The 25,987-nt window shown below is 69.6% G+C and carries 26 protein-coding genes and 1 riboswitch; of the genes, 11 read left to right on the top strand and 15 right to left on the bottom strand.

Annotated elements, in window-relative coordinates; genetic code table 11:
• Positions 1 to 266: 266 nt before the first annotated feature.
• From ACFQU4_RS29585 to ACFQU4_RS29595, 3 genes are all read left to right on the top strand, one after another.
• The gene (locus ACFQU4_RS29585; protein ID WP_377499053.1) at positions 267 to 1,565 is read left to right on the top strand and encodes an ABC transporter substrate-binding protein; all 1,299 of its coding nucleotides are present in this window, start codon (positions 267 to 269) and stop codon (positions 1,563 to 1,565) included.
• 100 nt (positions 1,566 to 1,665) lie between these two features.
• Positions 1,666 to 3,531: a translational GTPase TypA gene (gene typA, locus ACFQU4_RS29590; RefSeq protein ID WP_377499055.1), complete on the top strand. Its 1,866-nt coding sequence runs from the start codon at positions 1,666 to 1,668 to the stop codon at positions 3,529 to 3,531.
• A gap of 156 nt (positions 3,532 to 3,687) precedes the next feature.
• Entirely contained in the window at positions 3,688 to 4,449 is a 762-nt protein-coding gene (locus tag ACFQU4_RS29595; RefSeq protein WP_377499057.1) for a peptidoglycan-binding protein, read from the top strand.
• An 87-nt stretch (positions 4,450 to 4,536) separates the two neighbouring features.
• Here ACFQU4_RS29595 and ACFQU4_RS29600 read toward each other — a convergent pair whose 3' ends face one another.
• The 4 genes from ACFQU4_RS29600 to ACFQU4_RS29615 form a co-directional block, all read right to left on the bottom strand.
• Positions 4,537 to 5,094 carry a hypothetical protein gene (locus tag ACFQU4_RS29600; protein WP_377499059.1) on the bottom strand — a complete coding sequence of 186 codons (558 nt, stop codon included), beginning with the start codon at positions 5,092 to 5,094 and terminating at the stop codon, positions 4,537 to 4,539.
• A gap of 5 nt (positions 5,095 to 5,099) precedes the next feature.
• Complete coding sequence (locus ACFQU4_RS29605) at positions 5,100 to 5,486, bottom strand: helix-turn-helix domain-containing protein (RefSeq protein WP_179754634.1); 387 nt, start codon at positions 5,484 to 5,486, stop codon at positions 5,100 to 5,102.
• A 79-nt stretch (positions 5,487 to 5,565) separates the two neighbouring features.
• The gene (locus ACFQU4_RS29610; protein WP_377499062.1) at positions 5,566 to 6,375 is read right to left on the bottom strand and encodes a metallophosphoesterase family protein; all 810 of its coding nucleotides are present in this window, start codon (positions 6,373 to 6,375) and stop codon (positions 5,566 to 5,568) included.
• The gene (locus tag ACFQU4_RS29615) at positions 6,372 to 7,322 is read right to left on the bottom strand and encodes a diacylglycerol/lipid kinase family protein (RefSeq protein WP_377499064.1); all 951 of its coding nucleotides are present in this window, start codon (positions 7,320 to 7,322) and stop codon (positions 6,372 to 6,374) included. Before ACFQU4_RS29615 ends, ACFQU4_RS29610 begins: the two co-directional genes overlap by 4 nt.
• Before the next feature lie 369 nt (positions 7,323 to 7,691).
• On the opposite strand from ACFQU4_RS29615, the gene ACFQU4_RS29620 reads away from it, so the two are divergent.
• The gene (locus ACFQU4_RS29620) at positions 7,692 to 9,140 is read left to right on the top strand and encodes an APC family permease (protein ID WP_377499066.1); all 1,449 of its coding nucleotides are present in this window, start codon (positions 7,692 to 7,694) and stop codon (positions 9,138 to 9,140) included.
• Between the two features lie 102 nt (positions 9,141 to 9,242).
• Here ACFQU4_RS29620 and ACFQU4_RS29625 read toward each other — a convergent pair whose 3' ends face one another.
• The 5 genes from ACFQU4_RS29625 to ACFQU4_RS29645 all read right to left on the bottom strand — a co-directional run bounded on the left by ACFQU4_RS29625 (position 9,243) and on the right by ACFQU4_RS29645 (position 15,532).
• A complete protein-coding gene (locus tag ACFQU4_RS29625; RefSeq protein ID WP_377499069.1) occupies positions 9,243 to 10,223 on the bottom strand; it encodes a hypothetical protein in 981 nt (326 codons plus the stop codon).
• A gap of 67 nt (positions 10,224 to 10,290) precedes the next feature.
• Positions 10,291 to 12,768 carry a glycoside hydrolase family 65 protein gene (locus ACFQU4_RS29630; RefSeq protein WP_377499071.1) on the bottom strand — a complete coding sequence of 826 codons (2,478 nt, stop codon included), beginning with the start codon at positions 12,766 to 12,768 and terminating at the stop codon, positions 10,291 to 10,293.
• The gene (locus tag ACFQU4_RS29635) at positions 12,765 to 13,454 is read right to left on the bottom strand and encodes an HAD family hydrolase (protein WP_377499344.1); all 690 of its coding nucleotides are present in this window, start codon (positions 13,452 to 13,454) and stop codon (positions 12,765 to 12,767) included. Before ACFQU4_RS29635 ends, ACFQU4_RS29630 begins: the two co-directional genes overlap by 4 nt.
• A gap of 112 nt (positions 13,455 to 13,566) precedes the next feature.
• Positions 13,567 to 14,520 (bottom strand): asparaginase, encoded by a 954-nt coding sequence (locus tag ACFQU4_RS29640; RefSeq protein WP_377499073.1) that lies wholly within the window; start codon positions 14,518 to 14,520, stop codon positions 13,567 to 13,569.
• A 37-nt stretch (positions 14,521 to 14,557) separates the two neighbouring features.
• A complete protein-coding gene (locus tag ACFQU4_RS29645; protein WP_377499075.1) occupies positions 14,558 to 15,532 on the bottom strand; it encodes a YgfZ/GcvT domain-containing protein in 975 nt (324 codons plus the stop codon).
• A 76-nt stretch (positions 15,533 to 15,608) separates the two neighbouring features.
• On the opposite strand from ACFQU4_RS29645, the gene ACFQU4_RS29650 reads away from it, so the two are divergent.
• The gene (locus ACFQU4_RS29650) at positions 15,609 to 16,739 is read left to right on the top strand and encodes a phosphotransferase (RefSeq protein WP_377499077.1); all 1,131 of its coding nucleotides are present in this window, start codon (positions 15,609 to 15,611) and stop codon (positions 16,737 to 16,739) included.
• Here the strand turns inward: ACFQU4_RS29650 and ACFQU4_RS29655 are convergent, their stop codons facing one another.
• From ACFQU4_RS29655 to ACFQU4_RS29670, 4 genes are read right to left on the bottom strand one after another with little or no spacing between them, the layout of a single operon-like run.
• Positions 16,740 to 18,197: an ATP-binding protein gene (locus tag ACFQU4_RS29655; RefSeq protein ID WP_377499079.1), complete on the bottom strand. Its 1,458-nt coding sequence runs from the start codon at positions 18,195 to 18,197 to the stop codon at positions 16,740 to 16,742.
• A gap of 30 nt (positions 18,198 to 18,227) precedes the next feature.
• The gene (locus tag ACFQU4_RS29660; protein ID WP_377499081.1) at positions 18,228 to 18,818 is read right to left on the bottom strand and encodes a DUF3558 domain-containing protein; all 591 of its coding nucleotides are present in this window, start codon (positions 18,816 to 18,818) and stop codon (positions 18,228 to 18,230) included.
• Positions 18,819 to 18,833: 15 nt separating this feature from the next.
• Positions 18,834 to 19,328 carry an FABP family protein gene (locus tag ACFQU4_RS29665; RefSeq protein WP_377499083.1) on the bottom strand — a complete coding sequence of 165 codons (495 nt, stop codon included), beginning with the start codon at positions 19,326 to 19,328 and terminating at the stop codon, positions 18,834 to 18,836.
• 3 nt (positions 19,329 to 19,331) lie between these two features.
• A complete protein-coding gene (locus ACFQU4_RS29670) occupies positions 19,332 to 19,580 on the bottom strand; it encodes a hypothetical protein (RefSeq protein WP_377499085.1) in 249 nt (82 codons plus the stop codon).
• 73 nt (positions 19,581 to 19,653) lie between these two features.
• Here ACFQU4_RS29670 and ACFQU4_RS29675 point away from each other — a divergent pair, with 73 nt between their 5' ends.
• A complete protein-coding gene (locus ACFQU4_RS29675; protein ID WP_377499087.1) occupies positions 19,654 to 20,694 on the top strand; it encodes a ketopantoate reductase family protein in 1,041 nt (346 codons plus the stop codon).
• Here ACFQU4_RS29675 and ACFQU4_RS29680 read toward each other — a convergent pair.
• On the bottom strand, positions 20,688 to 21,050 hold the full coding sequence (locus tag ACFQU4_RS29680) for a DsrE family protein (protein WP_377499089.1): 363 nt from the start codon (positions 21,048 to 21,050) through the stop codon (positions 20,688 to 20,690). The genes ACFQU4_RS29675 and ACFQU4_RS29680 overlap by 7 nt on opposite strands.
• Before the next feature lie 57 nt (positions 21,051 to 21,107).
• Between ACFQU4_RS29680 and cutA the strand changes: the two genes are divergently transcribed.
• The 5 genes from cutA to ribH all read left to right on the top strand — a co-directional run bounded on the left by cutA (position 21,108) and on the right by ribH (position 24,576).
• Positions 21,108 to 21,428 (top strand): divalent-cation tolerance protein CutA, encoded by a 321-nt coding sequence (gene cutA / locus ACFQU4_RS29685; protein WP_377499091.1) that lies wholly within the window; start codon positions 21,108 to 21,110, stop codon positions 21,426 to 21,428.
• Positions 21,428 to 21,859 (top strand): D-aminoacyl-tRNA deacylase, encoded by a 432-nt coding sequence (gene dtd / locus ACFQU4_RS29690; protein WP_377499093.1) that lies wholly within the window; start codon positions 21,428 to 21,430, stop codon positions 21,857 to 21,859. The genes cutA and dtd overlap by 1 nt, the downstream gene beginning before the upstream one ends.
• Positions 21,860 to 21,952: 93 nt before the next feature.
• Positions 21,953 to 22,082, top strand: a riboswitch (FMN riboswitch).
• A 135-nt stretch (positions 22,083 to 22,217) separates the two neighbouring features.
• On the top strand, positions 22,218 to 22,838 hold the full coding sequence (locus ACFQU4_RS29695; RefSeq protein WP_377499095.1) for a riboflavin synthase: 621 nt from the start codon (positions 22,218 to 22,220) through the stop codon (positions 22,836 to 22,838).
• The gene (gene ribA, locus ACFQU4_RS29700; RefSeq protein WP_377499097.1) at positions 22,835 to 24,115 is read left to right on the top strand and encodes a GTP cyclohydrolase II; all 1,281 of its coding nucleotides are present in this window, start codon (positions 22,835 to 22,837) and stop codon (positions 24,113 to 24,115) included. The genes ACFQU4_RS29695 and ribA overlap by 4 nt, the downstream gene beginning before the upstream one ends.
• Positions 24,112 to 24,576: a 6,7-dimethyl-8-ribityllumazine synthase gene (gene ribH / locus ACFQU4_RS29705; protein WP_377499099.1), complete on the top strand. Its 465-nt coding sequence runs from the start codon at positions 24,112 to 24,114 to the stop codon at positions 24,574 to 24,576. The genes ribA and ribH overlap by 4 nt, the downstream gene beginning before the upstream one ends.
• 1,088 nt (positions 24,577 to 25,664) lie before the next feature.
• Here the strand turns inward: ribH and ACFQU4_RS29710 are convergent.
• Positions 25,665 to 25,967 carry a DUF1416 domain-containing protein gene (locus ACFQU4_RS29710; protein ID WP_377499101.1) on the bottom strand — a complete coding sequence of 101 codons (303 nt, stop codon included), beginning with the start codon at positions 25,965 to 25,967 and terminating at the stop codon, positions 25,665 to 25,667.
• Positions 25,968 to 25,987 lie beyond the last annotated feature (20 nt).

The following is a 25,987-nucleotide window of genomic DNA, read 5'->3' on the forward strand; positions in this document are numbered from 1 at the left end:
TCCGCGGGCACCGGGTTAGGACGCGTCCAGCGTACGGTGCGGCCGTCCCGCCACCGGCCAGGAGACCGTTCTCTCATCCCCGAGTCACCCCGGACCAGGACCCTGATCACCCGATCGAGTGGGCACCTCTGCAGTGACGCGCCGGCCAAACGGCTGCTTTTGTGCCGGGTCGGCGGGAGGTGGGGGGTGGTGGGGGTGTTGACCGGGTGAGCCCGGGTGGCTAGGTTGTGGCGAGAAACCGCTTTCTCTCGACTCGGAGTCGCGTCATGTCCCCTCGCACCACACCCCTGCGCACGCTCGGCGCGATCGCGCTCGTCCTCGTCCTCTCGCTCGTCGGGACCGGCTGCGGCCGGAACAGCGCCGGGCCCGCCCAGGACGGCAAGACCACCCTCCGGTTCGCCTGGTGGGGCAACGAGAAGCGGGCCGAGGCCACCCAGCAGACCCTGCGCGCCTTCGAGGCGGCCAACCCCGGGATCACCGTGGTCGGGGAATCCACCGAGTTCGGCGCGTACTTCGACAAGCTGGCGACCGGGGTCGCGGCCGGTGACGCCCCGGACGTCTTCACCCTGGGCGGCGCCTACCCGGCCGAATACGCCGGCCGCGGCGCCCTGCTCGACCTGGCCTCGGTGTCCGGCAGCCTCGACCTCGACGCGCTCGACCCGTCGGCCCGGCAGAACGGCCAGGTCCGCGGCACCCAGTACGGCGTCTCGACCGGCGCCAACGCGCTGGCGATCGTCGCCAACCCGAAGGTGTTCGCCGCGTCCGGCGTGGAGCTGCCCGACGACGACAGCTGGACCTGGGACGACTACGCCGCTCTGGCCACCGAGCTGACCGAGAAGAGCCCGAAGGGGACCTACGGCACCGCGACGCCGCTGACCCACGACTCCCTGGACGCGTACGCCCGGCAGCGCGGCGAGTCGCTCTACACCGAGGACGGCAAGCTCGGGCTGACCGAGCAGACGGTCGCCGCGTTCTTCGACTTCTCGCTCCGGCTGATGAAGCAGCAGGCGGCACCGCCGGCGACGGTCACCGTCGAGGAGGAGGGCGCCAGCACCGAGCAGACCCTGATGGGCCGCGGCCAGGCCGGGATGATGCTGACCTGGAGCAATTCGGTCAACGCGCTCGGCGCCGCCACCGGCACCAAACTCGAGCTGCTCAAGCTGCCCGGCGAGACGCCGACCCCGGGCATCTGGCTGCAGTCCTCGCAGTACTACGCGATCTCGGCCAAGACCGAGCAGGCCGACGCCGCCGCGAAGTTGATCAACTTCCTGGTCAACGACGAGCGGGCCGCCACCGTGCTGCTGACCGACCGCGGCGTCCCGGCCAACCCGAAGATCCGGACCGCGATCGCCGGTCAGCTGACTCCGGCCGGCAAGGTCGAGGTGGACTACGTCGACGCCATCGGCAAGATCAAGTTCGCTCCGACGTACATCGGACCGGTCGGCTCGACCAAGGTGGCCGAGATCACCAGCCGGGTCAGCACCGACGTCCTGTTCGAGCGGATCACCCCCGCCGAGGCCGCGAAGCAATGGCTCACCGAGAGCCAGCAGGCCATCGCCGGCTGACCGACGTTTTCGTTCCGGTCAGGTGGAACGGCTAGAATCGCCGCGCCCGTCCTCTCGACTTCGGACGGCCCTCCACCTGATTGAACGGAAGTAATCACGCATGCCCCTTCGTCAAGATCGGCGTAACGTCGCGATCGTCGCCCATGTCGATCACGGCAAGACCACGCTGGTGGACGCCATGCTGTGGCAGTCGGGTGTCTTCCGGGCCAACCAGGACGTGGAGAGCCGGGTGATGGACTCGATGGCCCTGGAGCGGGAGAAGGGCATCACCATCCTGGCCAAGAACACGGCGGTCGAGCACCGGACGCCGGCCGGCGAGGACATCGTGATCAACATCATCGACACCCCCGGCCACGCCGACTTCGGCGGCGAGGTGGAGCGCGGCCTGGAAATGGTCGACGGGGTGCTGCTGCTGGTCGACGCGTCCGAGGGCCCGCTGCCGCAGACGCGGTTCGTGCTGCGCAAGGCGCTGGCCAAGAAGCTGCCGATCATCCTCGTGATCAACAAGGTGGACCGGCCGGACGCGCGGATCGAGGAGGTCGTCGAGGAGACGTACGAACTCTTCCTCGATCTGCTCGACGACGCCGACACGGACGTGCTGGACTTCCCGGTGGTGTACGCCAGCGCAAGGGCCGGCCGCGCCTCGCTGACGGCACCGGAGAACGGCGGCATGCCCGACAGCGAGAACCTCGCGCCGCTGTTCGCGACGATCTGCGAGCGGATCCCCGCCCCGAGCTACATCGAGGGCGCCCCGCTGCAGGCCCACGTGACCAACCTGGACGCCTCGCCGTACCTGGGCCGGCTGGCCCTCTGCCGGATCGTGGCCGGCGAACTGAAGCGCGGCCAGACCGTCGCCTGGTGCCGCGCCGACGGGACCGTCCGCAACGTCCGGCTGTCCGAGTTGTTGATCACCAAGGCGCTGGACCGGGTCCCCGCCGACAGTGCCGGGCCGGGCGACATCGTCGCGATCGGCGGCATCGAGGAGATCACGATCGGCGAGACCCTGGCCGATCCGGAGGATCCGCGGCCGCTGCCGTTGATCACGGTGGACGAGCCGAGCATCTCGATGACGATCGGCATCAACACCGCACCACTGTCCGGCCGGTCCGGCAAGAACCTGACCGCCCGGCTGGTCAAGGCGCGTCTTGATCAGGAACTCGTCGGCAACGTGTCGATCCGGGTCTTCCCGACCGAGCGGCCGGACACCTGGGAGGTGCAGGGCCGCGGCGAGCTGCAGTTGGCGATCTTGGTCGAGATGATGCGCCGGGAGAGCTACGAGCTGACCGTCGGCAAGCCGCGAGTGGTCACCCGCGAGATCGACGGCAAGCTGCACGAGCCGGTGGAGCGGCTCACCATCGATGCGCCGGAGGACTTCGTCGGTGTGGTCACCCAGCTGCTCGGCCTGCGCCGCGGCCGGCTGGAACAGATGATCAACCACGGCACCGGCTGGGTCCGGATGGAGTATCTGGTGCCGGCCCGGGGCCTGATCGGCTTCCGGACCGAGTTCCTCACCGAGACCCGCGGCACCGGCCTGATGCACCACGTGTTCGAGACGTACGAACCGTGGGCGGGCGAACTGCGGACCCGGCCGACCGGCTCCCTGGTCGCCGACCGCACCGGCGCCGTGACCGCGTACGCCCTGTTCAACCTGCAGGAGCGCGGCACCATGTTCGTGGCGCCGGGCGTCGAGGTCTACGAGGGCATGATCGTCGGCGAGAACGCGCGCAGCGACGACATGGACGTCAACCCGACCCGGGAGAAGAAGCTGACCAACGTCCGCTCCTCCACCGGCGAGGAGCTGGAGCGGCTGGTGCCGGCGAAGCCGATGGGGCTGGAGCAGGCGCTGGAGTTCTGTCGCGAGGACGAGTGCATCGAGGTCACCCCCGACGCGGTCCGGATCCGCAAGGTCGTCCTGAATGCCTCGGAGCGGGCCCGCAGCCGCTCCCGGAGCCGCTCCGTTACGTAACCGTGACGCCCTGACCGCGGGAACCGTTCGCCAGACCGGCCCGCCATGGTTCAGGATTTATTCAGCAAGTTCGTTACCCGAAAGCATGCAACCTACGGTCCTTCCCCGCCGTATTCGAGGTACGAGCAGCAAAGCTCGCGGGACAGGGGGAGGACCATGTTGAAGAAGTTTGCGCGCGTGATCGTGGGGGTCATCGCGGCAACAGCGTTGGCGGTCGGCGTTTCCGCCGCACCGGCGCTGGTGGCACCGTCACTGGTGGCTCCGGCCGCGGCGGCATCGTACGTATCCACGAAGTACTCCTCGCCGAAGTACGGCGAGCGTTCCAAGGACGTCACGGCGCTGCAACAGCGACTGGTCAAGGCCAAGGTGCTGGCCAAGAAGTACGTCACCGGTTACTACGGGCCACTCACCAAGAAGGCCGTCAAGAAGTTCCAGAAGAAGGTCGACCTCAAGGCCACCGGCAAGGTCACCAAGGCCACCTGGAAGAAGCTGGTCGCGAAGACCGGCAAGATCAAGATCAGCAAGGCCAAGAAGTCCAGCAAGAAGATCGATCGCCGCTGTAAGAAGGGCGAGGTGCTCTGCATCGACAAGACCCGCGACAAGGTCTACTACATGAAGAGCGGCAAGATCATCAAGACCATGGACGCCCGCTTCGGTTGTGCGAACAGCCGGACCCGGGAAGGGCGGTTCTCCGTTCTGCGCAAGAAGAAGCACGTGATCTCGAACCTCTACGGTTCGCCGATGCCGTACTCGATCTTCTTCAGCGGCGGCCAGGCCGTGCACTACTCGTCCGACTTCAAGGCCCGCGGCTACAACGGCTGCAGCCACGGCTGCGTCAACATCCGCGACAAGAAGACCCTGGCCTGGGTCTACAAGCGGATCGACGTCGGCGACCCGGTGATCGTCTACCGCAGCTGACCAGCCACCCGAACACACACCTGAGCCTGTCGAAGGACCCCTTCGACAGGCTCAGGTCTTGTTCTGGGTCTCAGGCTGCTTTCAGGTTCACTCGGCGGGCGTCGACTTCTTCGCGGTACGGGAAGCGGTCGGCGCCTCGGCCTTGCCGGCAACGGTCTCGCGCAGCTTGGCGACGCCGTCCTGCAGCCGCTCGAGCATCGGGTCGAGCGAGCCCGCGGCGTCACCGAGGACACCCTCGACACCGAGCTTGCCACGGCCGGCCAGGTTGGCGTAGGTCTTGCCTGCCTTGACCCGGCGGTCGTCGGCGTAGTCGCCGATCCGGGTCAGCTGCTGCTTGGTGAACTCGGGCATGCCGCGGACCAGCTCGGGCAGCGACCGGCCGTTCAGCTCACCGGTGGCCTGGTTGAGCTTCTCGCCGGCCTCGTTGACCCGGTCGGTGGCCCGCGCGACCCGCTCGTCGGAGTAGGCCCGCAGGGCGGCGATCCGGTCGTTGACCAGCTGCCGGGACTCGGTGGCGGCGGCCAGCAGACGCTCGGCGACGACCTCGGTCAGGCCGGCGACGGCGTACAGCGGCGCCAGCTCGGAAGAGGTGGCAGCCTTGCGGACCTGCTCGTTGACCCGCTTGCGCTTCGTGGTGGTTGCCATGGTGATCATTTCTCCTTGGAATCGTTGGATGGCCGGTGGCCCGCAGCGTTCTCGTTGACGAATGAGGTGTACACGTCGAGCAGCACCCGCTTCTGCCGCTCGTTGATCAAGGGGTCGGCCTGGACCGCCTCCTCGACCCCGGTCGGCGGCCGGTCTTCCTCGTCGAGGATCCCGGCGCGCACGTACAGGGATTCGGCCGACACCCGCAGCGCCTTGGCGAGCTGTTGCAGCACCTCGGCGGACGGCTTGCGGAGGCCGCGTTCGATCTGACTCAGGTACGGGTTCGATACGCCCGCCTTGGCCGCCAGCTGCCGCAGGGACAACTCGGCCGACCGCCTCTGCTCGGCGATGAACCCGCCGAGCGAGTCGAGCGGGGAACGTTTGCTGGTCACGCACCCATAGTGCTTGCAATTGCAAGCAGATGCAAACTCTGGTTAGCGTGACTGCCGTCACGCCCGTGTCTCAGCCCGGTTAGCCAACCTGCCAGTCGTGCCGGTCCTGGCGCCGGTAGCGGTGCCGGGTCGTCGCCGTGAAGGCCGTACCGTCGAAGTGCCGGGTCTCCACGGTCAGTTCGTCGCCGACGATGTCGATCACGTTGTAGCTGTTCGGCTCGCCCTTCAGCCGGTCCGAGATCGCCGTGCCGGATTGGGCCACCACCATCCCGTCGACCACGTCGCTGTAGGCCAGGTGGATGTGCCCGCCGAGCAGCAGGTCGGCCCGGCGGTGCAGGCGTCGCAGGGCCAGTCCGGACCGGCCGACCAGGCCCCGGCGGAGACCGGCCGGGGTGAGCAGGAACGGGTGGTGGGCGATCACCACCCGCAGGTCCGTGGGCCCGGCCCGGTCGAACTCCGCCAGGATCCCGGCCAGCTGCCGGGTGTTGATCCGGCCCCGGGACCAGTCCGGGTGCAGGCCCCACTGGCGGGCCGTGTTGACGCCGACCGCCAGGACCCCGTCGGCCGTGCAGGTGACGGCGCCGTGCGGGTCGGTCCCGATGTGTCGGCGCCACCGGCGCCACGGCCGGGTGAACCGCGACCAGAGCCGCCAGCCGGGAAGATCATGATTGCCCGGCACCACCAGCGCCGGTGCCGGGAGCCGGTCCAGGAAGTCACGGGCGGCGCGGAACTCCCCGGCCCGGGCCCGCTGGGTCAGGTCGCCGCAGATCGCGATCATGGTCGGCGCGACCTCGCGGAGCGAGTCCAGCAGGGCCTCGGCGACCGCCGGCAGGTGCCGGCCGAAGTGCAGGTCGGACAGCTGCGCGATCCGCACGGTCGGGCCGGTCATGATCGACTTCCCGGCATCAGGACGGTCAGCGCCGACGGCCGGATCTCGTACCGCAGCGGCAGTTCGAGCTGACTGATCTCGCCGTCGCTCATGACGCTCATGTACGACAGTGTCGGCGAGGAGATCTCGACCGCGCGCCCCTCCAACGCGATCACCCGCTGGTCCTGCTGCCAGCTCCCGTCCAGCAGCCGGGCGGTGATCACGAGCAGGTCCCACAGCCGCCGACCGGCCGGTCGGCCCAGCGTGCCCCGGTCCGCCGCGACGTAGACCGCGAGCCGGCCGGTGTCCAGTCGATCCCTGCGGTGGAAGGGTTTGCTGGTCGACAGCGGGTTGTCCGCCACGACGATCAGCCGGGTCTTGACGGAGTGCTCGGTGCCGTCGACGGTGACGGTCAGCGGCATCCGCGGGTAACGCCAGAGCAGCCGGGCGATCCGGCCGAGCAGCGGCACGGTCTGCCAACCGGCACCGCCGCGCAACCGCTCGCGGAGCCGGCCGAGGTGCGGCGTCATCGCCAGCGTGGAGCTGCACAGGAACGGCAGTCCGTTCACCGAGGCGACATCGATCCGGCCGACCGGTGCGGTGATCAGTGCCGCGACCGCGGCCTCGAGCTCGGCCGGCACGCCCAGGTCCTGGGCCAGGACGTTGACCGTCCCGGCGGGCAGTACGCCGAGCGGCACCGGGCTCCCCTCCAGCCGGGCGGCGACCGTCCGTACCGTGCCGTCGCCGCCGGCGACGATCACCGCCTGCGGGTCGTCCGCCAGCAGTTCCCGCAGGTCGGTGGCCACGGTCACCGGATCGAAGGGCCGCAGCGCCGCCGTCACGCCGTGCCGGCCGAACAGCTCCGCCAGCCGCTCCGCCGGCGGCTCCCGGTCGGAGAGGAACGCGCCGGCCCGCGGGTTGTAGACCACCGCGACCCGGTCCACCGCCGGCCTAGGCCGCGGCGCCACGGACCGCCCGAACCGGCCGCGGAGCGTCTCGATGATCTTGGCCGGAAGACGTCGTGATCGTTTCGGAACGACCGGGTCCGGGTACTGACTGCTTCATGGATACCACCGTACGCACTCTCCTGATCGTCATCCTGGTCCTTGTGATCATCGGGCTGGCGGTCAGCGTTTTCGGACTCTTCTGATCACCTCAGTGGCCCGTTCCCGGGCATCGCCGACGATGCCCCGACCGCCGCTCCACCACCTGAAGAGCACCCCACTCCCGGGGCCCCGGCACCCGCCTGCTACGGCGCGGTCTCTTGTGCCCCGGGCAGCCGATCGGCCAGAGTTAGGGCACGTTCAGGGGCGAATTTCTGTGGAGGAGCGAGCGAGATGGCTGAACCGACCGCGCAAACCGAGACCCCGGGGGGTCAACCCGAGCTGAAACGTGTGCTCGGGCCGAAGCTCCTCCTGCTGTTCATCGTCGGCGACATCCTGGGCACCGGCATCTATGCGGTGACCGGCAACGTGGCCAAGGAGGTCGGCGGCCTGGTCTGGGCGCCGTTCCTGGTCGCCTTCCTGGTCGCCACGATCACCGCGTTCTCGTACCTGGAACTGGTCACCAAGTATCCCCAGGCGGCCGGTGCGGCGCTCTACACGCACAAGGCGTTCGGGGTGCACTTCGTGACCTTCCTAGTCGCGTTCACGGTGATGTGTTCCGGCATCACCTCGGCCTCGACGGCCGCCCGCGCGTTCGCCGCGAACTTCGAGGCGACGATCAACGTGGTCCGCGGAGCGATGAGTCTTGAGGAGGTCGAGGTCAGCGACGGACTGATCACCGTGCTGGCGATCTGCTTCATCGCGCTGGTCCTGTTGATCAACCTGCGCGGCGTCGCCGAAGGCGTCTGGACCAACGTCGTGCTGACCTGTGTCGAGCTGACCGGCCTGCTGATCGTGATCTTCGTCGGGCTCTTCGCGCTGACCCAGGGCAAGGCGGACTTCTCCCAGGTGGTCCTGTTCGACGACCCGAAGGACAAGGGCGTCTTCCTGGCCGTCACGGCCGGCACCACGCTCGCCTTCTTCGCGATGGTCGGCTTCGAGGACTCGGTCAACATGGCCGAGGAGACCAAGGACCCGTCCCGGATCTTCCCGAAGATCCTGCTCACCGGCCTGACGATCACCGGCGTGATCTACCTGCTGGTGTCGATCTGCGCGGTGGCGATCGTTCCGGTCGGCGAGCTGGCCGCCTCCTCGACACCGCTGCTGCTGGTGGTCGACCAGGGCGGCGCCGGCCCGTTCTTCAACTCGATCTTCCCGTTGATCAGCATGACCGCCGTCGCCAACTCGGCCTTGATCAACATGATGATGGCCAGCCGGCTGCTCTACGGCATGGCCAACCAGCGGGTGCTGCCGCCGATCTTCGGCCGGGTGCTGCCCGGCCGCCGGACCCCCTGGGTGTCGATCCTGGTGACCACCGCGATCGCGGTCGGCCTGATCACGTTCGTCGGCCAGATCAGCGACCTCGGCGGCACCACGGCGCTGCTGCTGCTCGCGGTCTTCACGATCGTCAACATCGCCTGCCTGGTGCTGCGCAAGGATCCCCAACCGCACAAGCACTTCGTGGCCCCGACCGTACTGCCGATCATCGGCGCCGTGTGCTGCGCCTTCCTGGTCGGACCCTGGACCGGCCGGGCCTCGTTCCAGTACGTGATCGGCGGCATCCTGCTGGCGATCGGCGTCGTGCTCTGGGCGATCACCTGGTTCTTCAACCGCGCGATCTACGGCCGCAAGACCTACCTCAAGGACCCGGAGGCACTGGACACCGACGGTCCGCAGAACTGACCCGTCGCGTCGGCTCGATGTCGCGAAAGCGCTCGAGCTGACGCGCTGGAGGCCATTCCAACGTTGAACCGGTCGCGTTGAAGAGGTCTGACGACAGTCGGACTAGGTCGCGTCCAGCGCAGCGTGCAGAACTGCCGCCATGCGACTCGCGGCGTCGCGGTCGGTCCGGTAGGTCACCGGCGGGATCCGTTCGTCCCACAGGATTCCGTCACGGAGCGTCCGGTACTGATCCACGCCGCGCGGGTAGGCGATCCCGTCGAGTTCCATTTCGGCATGTCGGGCGCAGATCAGGGCTGACTGCGCCGGGCTCGTCCGTGGGGAGATGTACTCGCCGAAGCGCAGGAACCGCTGGCCGGGGAGCCTCAGGCTCTCGAGCAACACGGGGTCCTGGAAGCGGCCGGGTCCGCGCGGCCAGAGATGGGTTTCGACATAGGCGAAGCTGTCCGGTGCGCACAACCAGGCAGCCGACAGGCGAAGCGCCGACCGGCGGTAACCGGTTGGGTACGTGATCAGGAGCGTCAGCGCGGTGCTCGACCACATGTCGTGGACCACCCGCCGCTGCAGATCGTTGATGGCCGCTTCGACCGGGTCGGGGTCGGTCGAGGGCGGCTGTCTGCTCCAGGAGTGATCACCGTCCGGGCTGCGCAGGGGATCTCCGGGTTCGGGCGGCCGTTCCTGCCACGGCGTGACCAGCGCGGCCGGGTCACGGTCCCAGACCACGCCGTCCTTGACCCAGCCTCGATCGCGCCATGCAGCCAGCTCCGCGGACGACAGGGCAACGAGTCGGTCCGCCGCCGCCCGGCCCGCGTCGCCTTCCGGATCTTGATCAACAACGATCCCGAACGTGCCCAGCTCCGCGCTCCGGAAGACCGCGGCGAACCGGGTCGGGCTGATCACCCAGCAGCCGAGGACAGCCAGCGATTCCAACTGGCGGGCGATCCCCAGGGTCCAGATGAAGCGATCCAGGTTGTCCAGCGCCCAGACATCGGTCGGTGCCAGGATCTCCAGGGCGAGCGAGACCCAGCCCGACCTACGGGGCGGCGTCGTGGATGGCAGCACCCGGGCTTCGAACCACTCCTCCATGAGCCAACGGTAGGGCGCAAATCGGCGCCCTACCGGGACTAGTCGGAAACCACACCGCTCCCGTTGATCAGGCGGTGGTGGCGGCCGGGACGGTGGCGGTGATCAAGGTGCCGTCCGGGCGCTTCTCGCCGGTCCGCAGCCGCGGTACGTCGGTCAGTCGCGGGCCCTGGCCGTCCAGGGCGACGGTGACCGGGCCGGCCTCGTCGACCAGCACGTCCTGACCACGGACCACGACCGCGGCACTGCCGCCGTCCTCGACCGTGAAGGTCATCCTGGTGTGCTCCAGGTCGACCCGCAGCCGGGTGCCACGGATGGTGACCCGGAAGGTCAGCGACGGCCAGCCGTCCGGCAGCCGCGGGTCGAAGGTGATCGTGCCGTTGTAGTCGCGCATGCCGCCGAAGCCGTACACCAGGGCGGCCCAGACACCACCGGTGGAGGCGACGTGCACGCCGTCGGTGGTGTTGCCGTGCAGGTCGGCGAGATCGACGAACAGTGAGCTCTGGAAGTACTTCAGCGCCAGTTCGTGATAGCCGACCTCGGCCGCGATGATCGACTGCACGACCCCGGACAGCGTCGAGTCGCCGGTGGTGATCGGGTCGTAGTAGTCGAAGTCGGCCCGCTTCTGATCAAGAGTGAAATGATCACCCTGCAGGAACAGCGCCAGCACGACGTCGGCCTGCTTCAGCACCTGGAACCGGTAGATCACCAACGGGTGGTAGTGCAGCAGCAGCGGCCGCTTGTCCTGCGGCGTGTTCGCCAGGTCCCACACTTCGCGATCAAGGAAATGCGCGTCCTGCGGATGGATCCCGATCACCGGGTCGTAGGGGATCGCCATCGCGGTGGCGGCTTCCTCCCACTCGTCCGGCTCCTCCGGCTTCAGGCCGCAGCGCAACACCAGCCGCTGGTACGCCAGCTCGTCGGTGGCGGCCAGCTGCCGTACCGCCTCGGCGGCCTTGCGCAGGTTGAACCGGGCCATCACGTTGGTGAACAGGTTGTCGTTGACCACCGTGGTGTACTCGTCCGGACCGGTCACCCCGTGGATGTGGAAGGTCCGGAAGCCATCCTCCCGCCAGAACCCGAGGTCGGCGAACATCCGAGCGGTCTCCACCAGGATGTCCACGCCCTCCCGGCGCAGGTAGTCCTCGTCGCCGCTCGCCGCCACGTACTTGCACAGGGCGAACGCGATGTCGGCGTCGATGTGGTACTGCGCCGTGCCGGCGGCGTAGTAGGCCGAGGCCTCCTCGCCGTTGATCGTCCGCCACGGGTACAGCGCGCCGCGCTGGGCCAGCTCGGCCGACCGGCGCCGGGCCGCGTCCAGCATGTTGTAGCGGAACCGGAGATTGCTCCGGGCCGCCCACGGCGTGGTGTACGTGAGGAACGGCATCACGTAGATCTCGGTGTCCCAGAAGTAGTGACCGCCGTAGCCGGAGCCGGTCACGCCCTTCGCCGGGACGCCGGACTGCTCCGACCGCGCGGTCGCCTGGGCGATCTGGAACAGGTTCCAGCGGACCGCCTGCTGCACCGCCGGGAAGCCCGGGATCTCCACGTCGGAACGCTTCCAGAACTCGTCCAGCCAGGCCCGCTGATCACTCAGCTGCAGCTCGACGCCGTGCTCCTTGACCCGGTCCAGCGTGCGCCGGCAGCGGTCCACCAGCTCGCGGACCGGCACCCCGCGCGAGGTGTGGTACGCGACGACCTTGGTGATCTTGATCGGGACGCCGGGCTCCGCGTCGATCCGGAACACCATCTTCCCGGTGTCCTCGTCGGCGTGGATCAGTTCGGTGTGCTCGCAGGCCGTCTCGATCTCGTGGTCGGTGCCGACCGCGAGCGTCATCTGCGAGTTCGCGGACCGGTAGCCGAGGGTGATCCGGCGATCGCCGCACCAGTGCGCCTCCGGCAGCAGCACCCGGGACTCGAACCCGGAGGCCTTCCGCGGGTCGACGCCCTCGCCCATCGCGGCGGCTCGGACGTGGTACTCGTCCTTGCCGTCCTGGCGGTTCAGGATCTGCGAGGAGATCACCACCGGAGCCGCGTCGTCCAGCATCGTGACCTCGATGGTCATGATCGCCAGGTGCCGCTGGGTGAACGAGACCATCCGGGTCGACTCGACCCGGACCCGCTTCCCCGCCGGGGTACGCCAGATCACGCTGCGCCGCAGCACGCCGTCCCGGAAGCTCAGCGTCCGCTGGTAGTGCTCGAGATCGGCCACCGACAAGAGCAGCGGCTCGTCGTCGACGTACAGCTTCATCACCTTGTTGTCGGGCACATTGACGATCGTCTGCCCGACCCGCGCGAAGCCGAACGCCTCCTCGGCGTGCCGGATCGGCCAGGTCTCGTGGAAGCCGTTGATGAAGGTCCCGTGCGCATGCGCGTCGCGGCCCTCCTCGACGTTGCCGCGCATGCCGAGATAGCCGTTCCCCACGGCGAACAAGGTCTCGGTCAGGCCGAGATCATGGGCGCTGTAGGAGTTCTCGCTGAGCTCCCACTCGTCCAGGCCGAAGCGAGTCCGGTCCATCGGATCGGACTCCGTGAATTGCTTGATCATTCCTTGATTAACTCCGCCAGGTCAGCGACCACGAGGTCTGCTCCGGCGGCATGGAGACGCTCCGGACCGACACCGCGGTCAACCCCGATTACGAGTCCGAATCCCCCAGCGCATCCGGCCTGGACGCCCGAGATGGCGTCTTCGATCACGATACTGCGATTGACCGGTGCGCCCAGCCGACGCGCCGCGAATTCAAACGTGTCGGGCGCCGGCTTCCCGGCCAGTTCCTCGTCCGCCGCGACGACGCCGTCGACGACCAGACCGAACCGCTCGGCCAGGCCGGCCGCGGCCAGGACGGCGGGCGCGTTCTTCGAGGACGAGACCACCGCCAGCTGCGGCCCGGCGTCCCGAAGCTGGTCCAGCAGGTCCACCGAACCGGGGTACGGCTGCACGCCGTCGGTGGCCAGCACCGCGGCGAACAGGTCGTTCTTCCGGTTGCCCAGCCCGCACACCGTCTCGGCGTCGGCCGGGTCGTCCGGGCTGCCGTCCGGCAGGTCGATGCCGCGCGAGCGCAGGAACGACCGGACACCCTCGTAGCGGGGCTTGCCGTCGACGTAGTCGAAGTAGTCGTTGTCCGTGTACGGCTCCGCGACGCCCCGGGCGGCCAGGAACTCGCTGAACATCCGCTGCCAGGCGCGCATGTGCACCTCAGCGGTCGGCGTCAGCACGCCGTCCAGGTCGAACAGAACCGCCGCATAGCCGGTGAAGTCGACCTGCGGAGGGTGGCCGGCGGGGTCCGTCCGGGCTGGTTCGGAGTCAGTCACGGCGTAAAGCGTAACGAGTGGTTCACCCTGCGGCTCACCAGTCGGACGGTAGCGCCGCGCGCAGCTCGCCGACGGGCTCCCCGCGACCGAGCACCGGCGGCCGGGCCTGCTGCCGTACGGTCTCGTGGTCGAAGCCGAGCCGGAGCAGCAGCGCGGCCATCAGCACCGGCCGGGCCCGGGTCGAGCCGTCGTCGATCTTCAGCGCGATCCCGCGGCCGTCCGGCAGCCCGGCCGCGTAGACGGCCTCGGCGCCGCTCTTGGCGACCAGCCCGGGCACCGCCCGGAGCAGCGCCCGTTCGTCGCGGTGGGTGCCGGACACCCGTTCCGGATGGGTACGGATCGCGGCCGCCACCCTGGCCTCCGCCGAGGTTCCGGTCGCGGCACCGAGCCGGCCGAACGCCCGGGCCAGGCCGGTCAGGGTCATGCCGACCAGCGGAGCACCGCAGCCGTCCACGGCGACCGGGTCCGGCCGGTCACCGGTCAGGTCGGCGATCGCGGCCAAGATCCCTTGCTGGACAGGGTGTTCCGGGTCCAGGTAGCTGTCCACCGGCCAGCCGTTGACCGAGGCCGTCATGATCATTCCGGCGTGCTTGCCGGAGCAGTTCATGGTGATCGACTGCGGCTTTCCGCCGGCCTGCTGGACGGTCAGCCGCGCGTCGTCGTCGATCGGCCAGTCCGGTGGCGTCTGCAGCGCCGCCTCGGTCTGACCGGCCCTGGCGAGCAGTTCTCGTACCGCCGCGACGTGGAAGGGCTCGCCGGTGTGCGACGCACAGACCAGGGCCAGCAGTTCGGGCGGCAGGTCGAGCCCCAGCCGCATCATGCCGACCGCCTGCAGCGGCTTGACCGAGCTGCGCGGGAAGAACACGCTGCCCGCGTCACCGAGGGAGGCGGTCAGCGAACCGTCCGGTCCGGTGATCGCGACGCGGCCGTGGTGCACGCTCTCGGTGAACCCGCCGCGGACCACCTCGACCAGAACCGGATCTCTCACCAGGCGAGAGTAGCCGTGTCCTGAGCCCGTCGAAGGATCAGCGGAGCCGGGCGCGGACGTGCAGGCCGACCTCCGGATCGACCAGCGGCTCCTGGGCGGCGGCGATCTCGACCTCGCCCGCGACGGTCAGCTCGGCATCGGTCGGCACGTTGCGCTTGACCAGGCCGAGCGCGATCGGGCCCAGCTCGTAGTGGCGGGCCGAACTGCCGGCGAACCCGACCGCCCGGCCGCCCGCCTGCAGCGCCGCACCGGGTTCGGGCAGCGCGTCGACGCTGCCGTCCAGGTGCAGCAGCACCAGCCGGCGCGGCGGCCGGCCCAGCGTGTGGATCCGGGCCACCGTCTCCTGACCGCGATAACACCCCTTGTCCAGGTGTACGGCGACGCCGAGCAGACCCAGCTCGTTGGGGATCGCCCGCTCGTCGGTGTCCGGGCCCAGCCGCGGCACCCCGGCGGCGATCCGGCGCGCCTCGTACGCCCAGGTCCCGGCCAACTCACGGCCCGCCAGCAGGCCGGCCACCCGGTCCCGCGGCAGGAAGAGTTCCCGGCCGCCGAGCGAGTCCTCGCCCGCCCTGGTCGCCAGGACCTCGTCCTCGGGCAGGCCCAGCGTCTCGGGCGCCCAGACCAGGCCGAGCTCGGCCGACCGGTCGGCCACCTCGACCCGCATCATGAAGCGCATCCGGTCCAGCCAGCCGGCCGCCGCCGCGCCCGCGCCGGGCTCCGTGTGCGCCCAGAACGTGGTCCCGTCGTCGACCCCGTACAGGGCGTGCTCGAGATGGCCCTGCGGATCCAGCACCAGCGTCGTGGTGCCGACCCCCGGCTGCAGTTGTTCGAGGTGCTGGGTGGTCAGCGAGTGCAGCCAGGTCAGCCGGTCCGGACCGGTGATCGTGATCACGTCGCGGTGCGACAGATCGACCAGCGCGGTCCCCTCCTCCAGCCGCCGCTGTTCCCGCATCGGGTCGCCGTAATGCCAGACCGCGCCCTGGTCGATGCCTTCCGTCACCTGCACACTCACGTCCTCAGCCTATGTCCCCCGATCCGTACCCCGTTCGCGATCTTGATCACCGGTCGGTCCCGGTAGCGTTGGCGCGATGTCGGTCCATCCGCTCACCCCGGCTCGCCGAGCCGCCGCGTTGGCCGCGCTGCGCGGCCTGGCCGAGGGCAGCCCGGTCGCGATCGTCGCCGAACAGCACCTCGGCCACGACTGGGCTCCGGTGACCCGGCTGACCCTGGACCGCGAGCTGCCGGGCATCGGCGACTCGGTCGTGGTCAAGACGCGCCGGGTGGACGGCTCCGGGCATGGCGGCCCGGCCTACCTCCGCCGCGAGGCGAGCGGGCTGGGTTACGCCGGCTTCAGCGGGGTCGCCGCACGGCTGCTGTACGTCGATCCGACGGCGGACCTGACGATCCAGTCCGACCTCGGCGACTGGCCGACGCTGCAGGACCTGCTGCTCGGCTCCGATGCCGCGGCGGCGCGGGCGGCGATGATCGAGTTCGGCACCGCGCTGGGACGGCTGCACGGCGGAACCCTGGGGCTGGGTCCCGATGATCAGCCCGCGGACGGGCCGGAGTCGGCGGGACTGACGTACCGGTACGGAATCGACCGCTGGTACGAACTCGAACGAACCTGTGCCGACCTGGAACTGCCGTCGGCCCGACCGGCCCGGCCGGACGTCGAAGCCCTGCTGCGCCGCAACCGCGAGCCGAGCCGCGCCGACGTGCTCGTCCACGCAGACCTCAATCCGACCAACGTCGTGATCACCGACGCCGGCGTCCGGCTGATCGACTTCGAGTGTTCCCGGTTCGACCGGCCCGGGATCGACGCCTGCTTCCTGCTCTATCCCTTTCCGCACCACAGCAACCCTTGGGGAGTCCTGCCTGCGGAGGTGATCACCGCCGCCGACGCTGCGTACCGGGAGGCGTGGCAGGACTACAGCCGCGGGGTACTCCTCGACGACGCGGTCCTCACCGACGGCGCCGCGATCGTCCTGATCGGCCGGACCCTGCGGTTGGCCAGGCTCGCCGACCCGGACCAGTCGGCCCAGGACCGCCGTCGGCGCCGCGGCCAGCTCCGGCAGCAGATCGAGGTCTTCCTCCGGCTGGCCGAACCCACCGGTCACCTGACCGGCCTGGCCGCCTGGTTCGGGGACCTGGCCGAGGCGATGGTCCGGCGGTGGCCGGAAGCCGCGGGACCCTGGCCGCTCTACCCGGCTTTCTATTGATCATTCCCAGGCCGCGAGCAGATCCGCCGCCGAGTAGGCGACATCGGCGCCCTTCGGTGATCGACCGCTGGGACTGATCGCGCCCAGCAAGGCCGTGTCGCTGTGCGGCACCCGATCGCGGTGTTGTCTGAGCTGTTCGAGTTCGGATGCGGTCACGCCGCCCCGGGCACGCCACTTGATGGTCCCGACCAGCGCGGTTCGCTTCGCCGTGGCCGCAACAACATCGACCTCCACGCTGTTGTCCCGCACCCACCAAGGCAGCACCGAATCGACCCCGTCGAGGTTGTCGTCCGTGCGGGCCAACCGCAACATGGCGTCCCGGACCACCGGCTCGATGCTCTGCCCGCGCCACCCTTCCCAGTCGCGGGCGAAGGCGTCGACGGCGAGGTCGGCCCGGCCTCGGGAGATGCGATCGACGTTGCGCTCGACGTAGCGGAACCAGAACCGCAGGTACGGATCGGTGACGCGGTAGCGCCGGATCTTCGACGAGGCGGGGGCCCAGGCCGGTAGTTCGCGCTCGATCAGGCCCTTCACTTCGGTGAGAGTCCGCAACGCGCGCGTTGTCGAGGTCTCGGCACGCTTACGCTCGTCGGCATCACTGATCGTCCCGAGCACGTCCTTGAAACCCGGATTCGCACTGTCGCTGGCGCCGATCGCAGACAGGACCCGATAGGCGAACTGCGGCTCGGGAAACTCCGAGTCGAGACTCAATCGGGCCGTAGTGACCAGGGCGCTGTAGGCATCGGAGAGCGAGTCCCGAACGAAGTCGGCGACGCTTCCCGGATGACGGCTGAGGTCGGTGACCAACCGCGGATAGCCACCGGTCACCAGATAGGCGTCGAACACCTCCAGCGCAGAGCGCCTTGGGACCGCCTCGGCGATCTCAGCGGGATTCAGGGCGGGAACGACCACGGGCGAAAGCCGGCCGAACAGAGGCCGGCCGTGACTGGCCAACCGGTCCATCATCGCCACATCGGACCCGATGATGATCATCAGAACGGGCAGCTTGGCCAAGGTCCGGTCCCACTGCGCCTGAAGTTCGCCCTCGAGGGCAGGATCGGCGTCGGTCAGCCACGGGAACTCGTCGAGAACCGCGATGACAGGCCCTTCTCGCGCAGCTATCGCGAGTCGACCGAACCACTCCCGCCACGATCCGGCGACGGACTGGGTCAGCAACTCCGCGTCGGGCAGTCGGCGGGTGGACTCATTGATCGCGATCGTGGCGTCATCCAACTGCTTGATCATGGAAGCCTGGAAGACTCCAGTGACGAAGACGTACGGCGTCTTCGCGGCCTGAACGAACCGTTCGACCACCGTCGACTTCCCGACCTGACGCCGCCCCCGCAGCGCCACGAGGCGCCCGGATCTGCTCACCGCGACATCCTGGAGGTGGCGGCGCAGCACGCTCAGCACCTCGCGTCGGCCGAAGAACCGGTGACCATCCGGACTAACAGTCATGACATGAATCATACATTCAATGACTGTTAACTAGGCCCCGAGGCCGGCGAGCAGTTCCTCCGCGAGTTGCGGCACCTGCTCGCAGAGTTTCTGCTGCGGCGTGATCGGCTCCTCGTCCGGGATGTTCAGGCCGTACGAGAGGTAGAGCAGCTGGCCGTCGTTGACGTCGACGACGCCGTAACAGTTCTCCGGCTGCCGCTCCGGCGCCAGCACGTAGGCGGGATAGCCCTTCACGGTCACCGGAGTCGGGTAGACGTTGACCGACTCGATGTACGACGTCACGCCCTCGGTGCTGACCGTGACGACGGACAGGCCGAGGTTGGTCCGGAAGCCGAGGGTGAAGCAGCTCGGGTTGCCGGGGAAGACGGCGGAGTCGTCGTCGGCGAGGCCCTTCCGGTCGTCCAGGCCGAACGTCTTCCGCGGCAGGCCGTCGACCAGTTCGCACGGGTCGGCCTTGGCCATGTCGAGGTTCTTCGGCCGCTCGACCTTCGGCGGCGCCTCGGGCGGAGCGGAGTCCCCGGTCGTCGGCGGCTGGGCGGCCGGCCCGGACGGCGTACAGCCGATCAGCGCGACGAGGAGGCCCAGCGCGATCGTGGCGACGGCTCCCCGTCGAATCCTCATCGTCGGCCGGCGATCCTAGGCGCGGCGGAGCCGGGCCCAGAGGTGGTTCTGCAGGTCGTGCCCGCCGGCGGCCTTGTCGAACGTCCAGAGCAGGTCGCCCTCGACGTTGCCGTACAGGCGCTGACCGGCCGTGTACTCGTCGGCCGTCGCCGTACGCACGACCGCGTCGGTGGCGAGTTCGATCTTGGCCCCGGTGATCTTGCCGTACCAGACCTCGGCGTAGCCGTCCGGCTGGCAGAGCACGACCTCGATCGCACCGTCCGGCTTCGGGCGCCAGAAGCCGGTCTCCATCCCGAGCGGGCGGACCGCACGGCCGTCCTCGCCGACCTCGAAGGTCTGGGACAGATAGTGCAGGTAGTTCCCGCCGTTGTGCGCGAAGTCGATCTGCTGTCCGAAGTCGAAGTCCTCGGTGCCGGGATAGCTGCCCTTGCCGCGGCCCTCCCAGCGTCCGATCATCCAGGCGAGCCCGTACAGGTCGGTGTGCAAGCCGTCCGGAATCTCAAAGGCCATTGATCATTTCCCGTCGTCGGTCCGTTGTCGTCTGACGATCTTCACCGTCGGTGACTCGACCGTCTGTTGCCGCCGGACGATCTTCACCGTCGGGGATTCGATGAACTCCGTGTCCATCACATCCTGGTCCGGCTCGGTCTGCGGCGGTCGCGTACTGTTGATCAAGATCAACGTCAAGTACGCCAGCGCGGCAAGGCCGATGGCAGCGAATCCCCCGATCAACAACGTCACGAAGACGGCGGTGATCGTCATGGCGGCAGTCTAGTGGGGGTACCCCGGAACACCGGGGAACCGGTGTCCGGCCTGGTGAAATAGAATTCCGACCGTGCGTCGCTACATCATCATTGGAGCCGGGGCCATCGGCGGGGCGATCGGCGGCCGGCTGATCCAGGCCGGACTGCCGACCGTGCTGGTGGCCCGCGGTGATCATCTCGCCGCCCTCCGTGCCACTGGCCTGCGGCTGCGCGACCCGGACGCCGACGTCACCGTGCCGGTGACCGCCGTCGGCGCGCCGGACGAGCTGGAGCTGACACCGGACGACGTGCTGGTGCTGTCCACGAAGACGCACCAGGCGCAGGCCGCGCTGGCGGAGTGGGTGGACCGGCCGGTGCAGGCGGACGGCCGGGTGCTCGGCACCGCCGGCGAACTGCTTCCGCTGCTGACCGCGCTCAACGGGGTGTCCAGCGAGCGGATCGCGCTGCGCTACTTCCGCCGGGTCTACGGGGTCTGTGTCTGGCTGCCCGCCGTCCACCTGGTGCCGGGCGAGGTGATCCTGCGCGCGACGCCCACGGGGATCCTGCATGTCGGCCGGATGCCCGCCCGCGCCGCCGGCCCGGATGATCATGCACTGCTCGAGGAGCTGAAGCAGGACTGGCAGAGCGCGGCGCTGGTGGTGCCGCTGCCGGATGACGTGATGCCGTGGAAGTACCGCAAGTTGATCAGCAACCTCGGCAACATCTTCCAGGCCCTGGACGGTGGCTCCGGTGATCACCGGGCGCTCGTCGCGGCGGCCGTCGCCGAGGCGCGGACCGTGCTCGCGGCCGCCGGGATCGCCGTCACCTCCGACGAGGAGGAGGCCGCCACCCGGGCCCGCGGGTTCACCGTACGGCCGGTGCCCGGTCAGCCGGAGCAGCTGGGCGGGTCGACCTGGCAGTCACTGGCCCGCGGCTCCGGCTCGGTCGAGACCGACTACCTGAACGGCGAGATCGTCCGGATCGCCAACGAGTACGGGGTTCCGGCGCCGATCAACACCCGGGTCGCCGCGCTGGCCCGGGCCGCCGCCCGAACCGGGCACCGCCCCGGCGACGTCACCGCCGAGCAGCTCGGCCGCGACCTCGGCCTCGCCGGAGCGGAGAACCCTCAGTAGACGAGGGCCTGGACGCCGTCGGCGAGCACCGACTCGACGAACACGGCCGCGCCCGCGATCCGTACCCCGGGCAGAAGTTGATCTTCGGTCAGTTCCCGGCGGGCCGCGCACTGGCTGCAGACGATCACCGTGCCGCCGGACCGGACCGTCTCGACCAGCTCGGCGACGTCGGCCGCGTGCGGCAGCGCGAGATCCGGCTGCCGGTCCGGCACCGCGAACCAGGTCGCGTCGCCGGTCAGCCAGACCGTCACCTCGGCCCCGGCGGCCAGCCCCATCGCCGCGACCGTCCAGCCCTGGTTGGCCCGCTCCGCCGCTTCCGCACCGCAGGTGATCTTGACGACCAGTGAACGTGCCATGGTCCGGCTCCCTTCGCTCCGCTGCCCAGCACAGTACCGGTCGGGCATCATGGTGCGATGACCGATCAGCTGGTGGCCGTCACGACGACGGACAGCGAGGAGGAGGCCGGCCGGATCGCGGACGGCCTGGTCGCCGCCCGGCTGGCCGCGTGCGTCCAGGTCGCCGGGCCGGTGCGCAGTGTCTACCGGTGGCAGGGCGAACTGCACTCCGAGCGCGAATGGCAACTGTGGATCAAGACCGCCGCGGACCGGCAGGACGCGGTGATCGCCTGGATCGAACAGCACCACTCCTACGACGTGCCGGAGCTGGTGTTCCTGCCGATCTCGGCCGGCCTGCCCGCCTACCTGGACTGGATCGTCGAAGAGACCCGGCACTGATGCGGGCGGTGGTGCAGCGGGTGACCTCGGCAGCGGTCGAGGTGGCCGGCGAGGTGGTCGGCGCCATCGACCGGCCCGGTTTGTTGATCTTGGTCGGGGTGACCCACGACGACACCGCGGCGACGGCGGCCGGGCTGGCCGACAAGATCTGGAATCTGCGGATCCTGCACGACGAGCGGTCCGCCGCCCAGGAGGGCGCGCCGATCCTGGTGGTCAGCCAGTTCACGCTCTACGCCGACGTACGAAAGGGGCGGCGGCCCTCCTGGAGCGCCGCCGCGCCGCGCGAGCTCAGCGAGCCGCTGGTGGACTCGTTCGTGGCCGCCTTGCGCGGGCTCGGGGCGGAGGTCGCGACCGGCCGGTTCGGCGCCTCGATGGCGGTCTCGTCCGTGAACGACGGGCCGGTCACCATCATCGTCGACACCGCTCGTTAGGCCTGTTCGCTTCGTCACATCGACGTGCTCACAGGCCGGACGCCGTACGGAATCGCGCAGAACCGTGCCAGACTTGGCGTACAAGCAAGGCACGACGTGCTCCGGGGTCGGTGTAATTCCGAGCCGGCGGTGACAGTCCGCGACCCGCTCCAGTTCGCTGGAACGGTTGATCTGGTGAAACTCCAGAACCGACGGTGAAAGTCCGGATGGGAGGCAGCACGCGGGCCGCGGCATACCCGCCGGCATGAGTTGATGATGCTCCGGGTTGCGGCGGCTCTGTCCTGCGTCGGCGTGATCATGCGCCGGCGTTTCGACCATCCCCCGGATCCCGACTGCCGTGGAGCACCGGAGGGGATGGATGTTCACCGGAATCATCGAGGAGCAGGGCGCCGCCGTTGCCCTGTTCGAACTGGACGGGGCGGCCCAGCTGCGGATCAGGGCCGACCAGGTCCTCGGCGGCCTTCACCTGGGCGACTCGGTCGCCGTCAACGGCGTCTGCCTGACCGTCATCGAACTGCACCTGGACGACGAGGCGAACCGGGGATTCACGGTCGACGTGATGCCGGAGACCTTGCGCCGCAGCACGCTGGGCGGGGTCCGGCCGGAGCAGGGACTCAACCTCGAACGCGCGGTCGTGGCGGGCGGCCGGCTGGACGGCCACATCGTGCAGGGGCATGTCGACGGCGTCGGTACGATCCGGTCCCGCACCCCCGGCCCGCGCTGGGACGACGTGGTGATCACGGTGCCGCGCGACCTCGCGCGTTACGTTGCGGAGAAGGGATCCGTCGCGGTGGACGGGGTCTCGCTCACCGTGACCGAGGTCGGCGACGACTGGTTCGGCGTCTCGTTGATCCCGACCACGCTCGAGGTGACGACGCTGGGCAAGCTGCAGCCCGAGATCACGGTCAATCTCGAGGTCGACGTCATCGCGAAGTACGTCGAGCGCCTGTTGCAGCAGACCGAGCGGGTGGGATCATGATCAACTCCGTCGAGGAGGCGCTGGCCGGGCTGCGCGACGGCCTGCCGGTGCTGGTCGCCGACAACCCCGACCGGGAGAACGAGGTCGACGTGATCGTCGCGGCCGACCGGGTCACCCCGCACTGGCTGAACTGGACGATCCGGCACTCCTCCGGCTTCGTCTGCGCGCCGATGCCCTCGGCCCGCGCGGACGCGCTGCGGTTGCCGCTGATGGTGCCGCACTCGGAGGATCCGCGCCGCACCGCGTACACCGTGACCGTGGACGCCGCCACCGGCATCAGCACCGGGATCTCGGCCGCCGACCGGACCCGCACCCTGCGGGTGCTGGCCGACCCGGAGTCCGTCCCCCAGTCGCTGATCCGCCCGGGGCACGTACTGCCGTTGCGTTCGGTGCCCGGTGGCGTGCTGGCCCGGGCCGGGCACACCGAGGCGGCGACCGACCTGGTCCGGCTGGCCGGCACCGGTACGGTCGCCGGGATCGCCGAGCTGGCCAACGAGGACGGCGAGATGAGCCGGCTCGCCGACGGTGAGCTGCTGGCCCAGCGGTTCGACCTGCCCTTGATCACGATCAGCGACCTGATCGCCTGTCGCCGCGAGCATGATCATCAGATCCCGGACCTGGAGGCCGTGCTCGGCACCAGCGAACGGGCGACGCTGCCGACCGAGTTCGGCGACTTCGCCGTGCAGGCGTACCGCGATCCGGCGACCGGCGATGATCATCTCGTGCTGACCTCGGCCACCCCGGCGACCGGCACCCCGCTGGTCCGGGTGCACTCCGAGTGCCTGACCGGCGACGCCTTCGGTTCACTGCGGTGCGACTGCGGCCCCCAGCTCCGGGCGTCGCTCCGGGCCACCGCGGCGGAGGGCGGCCTGATCGTCTACCTGCGCGGGCACGAGGGCCGCGGGATCGGCCTGCTGGACAAGATCAACGCCTACCGGCTGCAGGACGACGGCCGGGACACCGTCGACGCCAACCTGGAGCTCGGCCTGCCCGCCGACGCCCGGGACTTCGGTGCCGCGGGCCGGATCCTGCGCACGCTCGGCGTCGCGGAGGTACGGCTGCTGACCAACAATCCGGACAAGATCACCGCGCTCGTGGCGTCGGGCGTCGCGGTGACCGAGGCCGTACCACTGCAGGTCGGGCTGGACCCGCACAACCGCGACTATCTGATCACCAAGCGGGACCGGCTCGGCCACCGGTTCGGCAGCACCCTGGAGGACGACAAGATCATGATCAAGGAAGGCTCCACGTTGACCGAGAGCGGATCGCACCGATGAGCGGCGAAGGCGCACCCAGCCTGACCACCGACGGCACCGGGCTCCGGATCGTGGTCGTCGCAGCCAGCTGGCACACGACCGTGATGGACGGCCTGATCGCCGGTGCCCTCGGCACCCTGGAACCCTCCGGCGCCACGGTCGAACTGATCCGGGTCCCGGGTTCGTTCGAGCTCCCGGTCGCCGCCGCCCGGGCCGCGTCGGCCGGCGCCGACGCCGTGGTCGCGCTCGGCGTGGTCATCCGCGGCGGCACCCCGCACTTCGACTACGTCTGCCAGGCCGCCACCGTCGGCCTCACCGAGGTCAGCATCCGAACCGGAGTCCCGGTCGGCTTCGGCGTCCTCACCTGCGACGACGAACAGCAGGCCCTGGACCGCGCCGGCCTCCCGGACTCGAAGGAGGACAAGGGCCGCGAAGCCGCCGAAGCCGCCCTAGCCACCATCCGGTCCCTAGCCGCGCTCTAACCCAAGAGACCGCCGACTGGGCACAAAAGCAGGCGTTTCGACGGCGTGTCGCTGCAGTTGTGCCCGGTCGGTGCGGGCTGGGAGACGCCTGATCGCGGTGTCCGGAGATCCTGATCGGGGTGCCCGGAGATGCGATCGGCGAGAGCCCGGGAGAACCGGCCAACGCGAACCCGAGGGACCCAACCAACGCGTATCCGAGAGATCCGATCGACGCGAACCCGAAGCTCCGGCCCCAACGCGACCCCGAAAGCTCCGATCGACCCGAACCCGAGAGATCCGATCTGCGCGAGTCGGGGGATCCGATCGACGCGAGTTCGTCCCGCGCCCGGCTCGGCGGGAAGTCTTTGCGGGCTCGCCGTCGAAGTCGAGTCCTGCTCGAACCGGCCAGATCGCCGTCCCCGGGTGCCCAGGTCGGCGGCCGCCGCGGCCGACCCAGAGGCGATCGACGCGAACCGAGAGATCCGATCGACGCGAGTTCGAGGGGTCCGACCTGCGCAGGCTCAAGAGGCCCCCATCCACGCAGATAGCGGCGGCCGGCCAGGTGGCGACAGTGCGGATGGCCGGCCGGGCGAGGGCGAGGGTGCGCGGGCCAATGCCTTCGGGCACGCGGCGACGGTGCGCAGCGACGGACGGCAGGCGAGCGCCCAAGGTCCCAGACGCCGGCCAGCGGGCACCCCCGCCGGGTTCGCCTGCCTCACTCCGAGATCACCCCACCGCCCTGATCACCTGCTGAGCGCATCGAGTGTGACGTTGCGTACCCAAAAGATCGATTTCAGCTGGTCGTTTCGTCACACTCGGCGAAGCCCGTGACCGGGCCCCGCGTGTTTGGCGTTGCGGCGGTCGCGGGTGCAAAGAGCGCGGCGCGGATGTCATGGGCGAAGGCGGTTGCGGCACCCGCTACTCGGCCCAAGACATGGAACAGCCCTGCCGGAAATCCCGGCAGGGCTGATCACAATCCGAACTCCATGCCCTCCGCCTGCTCGCCCCTATGCCCCGTCCCGATCGACCCGGCACCTCCGCAGCGACACTCCGGCAGAACGCCTGCTTTTGTGCCCGGTCGGCGGGGATTGTGGGGGTGCGGGGGTGGGTCAGGCGGCGTCCAGGTCCACGTCGATCTCGGCGACGCTGCCGCGGGCGGCGACGATCGCGCGATCGGCCTTGGCGCCGGGCGCCAGGGTACGCAGGGTCCAGTTGCCGTCGCCGGCGAAGAACCGGAAGTGGCCGGTCGCCGAGGTGGGCACCTCGGCCGTGAACTCGCCGCCCGAATCGAGCAGCCGGACGTACGCGCCCGGGACCGGGGTGCCGCCGCGCAGCACCCGGCCCTGGATCACGGCCTCCTTCGTGACGTCGACGCCTGCGAGCTCAAGCCCGCCCGTGGTCGCACCGCACATGATCAATGTCCTTTCGTCGT

Source organism: Microlunatus sp. GCM10028923, from assembly GCF_042666975.1.
GTDB lineage: Bacteria > Actinomycetota > Actinomycetes > Propionibacteriales > Propionibacteriaceae > Microlunatus.